At 58.9% G+C, this 2,987-nt stretch carries 2 protein-coding genes and 2 pseudogenes; 2 read left to right on the top strand and 2 right to left on the bottom strand.

All coding sequences use genetic code 11. The features are described 5' to 3' along the window. Positions 1-422: pseudogene (locus tag AAFX91_RS40395) on the top strand (adenylate cyclase); the annotation flags it as partial. Positions 423-765: 343 nt separating this feature from the next. Continuing rightward, positions 766-1,903 (top strand): annotated as a pseudogene (locus AAFX91_RS40390) (transposase); the annotation flags it as partial. A gap of 48 nt (positions 1,904-1,951) precedes the next feature. Here the strand turns inward: AAFX91_RS40390 and AAFX91_RS40385 are convergent. Together AAFX91_RS40385 and AAFX91_RS40380 are read right to left on the bottom strand one after the other, a co-directional pair. Further along, positions 1,952-2,488 carry a nitronate monooxygenase family protein gene (locus AAFX91_RS40385; RefSeq protein ID WP_051397281.1) on the bottom strand — a complete coding sequence of 179 codons (537 nt, stop codon included), beginning with the start codon at positions 2,486-2,488 and terminating at the stop codon, positions 1,952-1,954. 57 nt (positions 2,489-2,545) lie between these two features. Further along, positions 2,546-2,860, bottom strand: a complete 315-nt coding sequence (locus tag AAFX91_RS40380; RefSeq protein ID WP_028168829.1) for a hypothetical protein — start codon at positions 2,858-2,860, stop codon at positions 2,546-2,548. Positions 2,861-2,987 lie beyond the last annotated feature (127 nt).

Raw genomic sequence — 2,987 nt, 5'->3', positions numbered from 1 at the left:
AAACTCTAACCCCTGATGAGCCAGAGCCTCCCTTCTCGAAAAGCTTGATCTGTCTCAAATTATCTGACGACGGACACGCTTGGCGCTGCCTTGGCGAAGCAACAACGACAATGGAAACAGGCGGAGAACGTTGGTTCGAAGCAGAAATCCACCGGACCGCTGGAGAAATCGAGCTGATGGAGCCGGAGCTGGACGCGGCGAAAGCAGAAGCGTATTTCGAGCGTGCGCGCGCGGTCGCCCGCAAGCAACGAGCAAAGTCCTGGGAACTGCGTGCGGCTATGAGCATGGCGCGGCTCAGGCGTGGTCAAGGGAAGCGGAATGAGGCCCGAGAACTCCTCGCTCCAATCTACGGTTGGTTCACCGAGGGCTTTGACACGTTGGACTTGAAGCAGGCCAAGGCCTTACTCTACGAGCTAGCATAAGACTTGTGGCGCAAGCGCCTCGGGCGCGCCGACAAGGTGATCGAATAACCCCCATTTGCTGCGGTGCATGAGTCCGGTATTGGCCCAGGCCGTGTGAAAATCGCGCAACTTGGGGCGCACCGGCGCATTTCGCGGCCGCCGAACTTCTGATTGGATGGAACCGACCTCTCATCTCAGTGGCAACCAGGAGCTTCATATAGGCGCTGCCGGCCTCACGCCCGCATCGCTTCCAGCAATCCGCCTACGCCCACGATCGTCATCACGCGCTTCATGTTGTAGGCGGGCCCTGAGCTGCCAGAAGCGATGAGCCCAGCAATGTGTCAATCGGCTCGCAAATTTTGCATGCCGAATGACACGTTCCGAACGGCGGTTGTGCGAAGACGTGCACCTGAACCTTGCTTACCGCTGGTTCTGTCGGCTCAGGTTGGACGGCGAGGTGCCGGACCACTCGACGTTCTCCAAAAACAGGCATGGCCGCTTCCGCGGCTGCGATCTGTTGCGAAAGCTGTTCGAGACCGTGGTCCAGCGCTGCATGGCAGAAGGAGCAGCTTTTGCAGTCGATGCAAGCTCGATTGCCGCCAACCAACAAGCAGCGCGCAGTTGCCGGGTCTGACGATGTTATGGGAGCTATGCCCGAACGCGCCGCTCTGTTCGAGAGTACTTCGACACCCTGAATGAGGCCGCTTGGGGCGCGGCGAGTGACACGGTACCAAAGTTCACCTCTAAGTCGGACCCGGCCGCGCAATGGACAGGCGCTCACAAGGGGCATGCCTTCTTCGCCTGCGCCAACAACTACCTCATCGACCTGAAGGCAGCGATTATCATGGATGTCGAGGCGACGCGCGCCATCCGACAGGCCGAGGTCGGGGCGGCACGCACAATGATCGAGCGCAGTGAAGAGCGCCTTGAGCTCTGTTGCGAACGCGTTGTCGCCGACAGTGCCTATGGAACGGTAGAGATGCTGGGCTGGCTGGTCGACGAGCAAGGCGATCGAACCGCACATTCCGGCATTCGACAAATCGGCCCGTACCGACGGCACGTTCTCGCGCGACGACTTCGCCTATGATCAGCAAAGCGACGTCTACATCTGCCCGGCTGGCAAAGTGCTGGCCTCCACCGGGACCTTGGTGAATGATGGAGCGACACTGCTGTACCGGGCCAGCAAACATGTTTGCGATGACTGCGAACTGAAGTCGCGGTGTTGTCCGAAGATGCCCTCCCGCAAGGTCCCGCGTTCAATCCATGAAAAGGCTCGAGACGTGGCGCGCGAGATCGCCAGAACTGATGCCTATGTCAGATCTCGGCGCGAACGGAAGAAAATCGAGATGCTCTTTGCCCATCTCAAGCGCATTCTCCGCCTCGACCGGCTCAGGCTAAGAGGTCCCTTGGGCGCTCGCGACGAGTTCCTCCTCGCTGCCACAGCGCAGAATTTACGTAAGCTCGCAAAGCTGATCCCGCTGCCAACGCTCCAGCACGCTTAGGCACAATCAACCACCCGTGCGCCCAGCGCGTTCTCCGAACCTGAATTATCACTTCGCGGACTTCTTCAACACAATCGTGCCGCCGGCGGCAATGACTGGAATTCCAACGGCGTCACGCACTGGTGGGATTAGTACGAACGTGCCGAGCTGACCGCGAATGTGACCCCCGGCCTCATGGCCCTGCGCGACGATCAGATCAAAGCCTGCCGCCTCGGCGATCTGCGCGTCTTCCGTACTGCCTACAACTTGGATGGCGACCGCACCTGCCGCCTTCACCTGCTCAACATAGCGAGACGCATCGCCCCAAAGGAAAGAGATAATGGGGACTCCTTTGGCGAGCGCCACCGCCAACTGGTCTTCAAAAGGAAAGCCGAGAACGAAGTTGACGCCAAATGGCGCTGTCGTGCGCTCCCTGATGGTTCTAATGGCGATGCGTAACTCCTCAGTCGATCGCCACGTCCCGGCAATCTGACCAATGCTACCCGCGTTGCATACCGCGACCGCGAGATCAGGACTTGCGATCGAACCAATCGGGGCCTGAAAGAGCAGTCGCTGGCTCGTGAGCCAATGAGGTGAGCGTGTCATCTCTTGGATTCTTCAGCCGATGCCGCAATGGTCAGAAACTTCATCAGCCCGAACAGATCATAATAAAAACATCTGAGCGCGACGCAGCTGCTCCTTTTCGATGGCATAGTCGGCGAGCGTCTCGGTCTCGAACGCCACTCCATCCGGGCTCAAGCATTTCCACACGTAGTTGACGATCACCCGTCCAGTGGTGCTGGTCGCAATCACGCGAGCATCCATGCGGCGACGCTCTTCGGTAGGCTGCAGCGGAAACCAAATGGATGCAAACCTCTCCTGCATTTTCGGAATGGTCGCTCCAGTAAAGAAGCCGCCATACGGCAGACCTGGCTGCCAGTGAAACTCGATTTCCGGATGATAGAGGTTCTGCAGCAAGCCACGATCGCAGGATCGTAAGCATCAGGTCTGCATTTGCCTGTTCCTGAGGGCGCATTGCCTCACCAAGGATGTTACCGGAGAACTGACCGTCAGGATTGGGGCGGCGATACCGAATCGGATCGGT

This window comes from Bradyrhizobium sp. 31Argb, from assembly GCF_043638955.1.
GTDB lineage: Bacteria > Pseudomonadota > Alphaproteobacteria > Rhizobiales > Xanthobacteraceae > Bradyrhizobium.
Note: the sequence above shows the minus strand (reverse complement) of the source record. Positions and strands in the feature narration are given on the sequence as shown.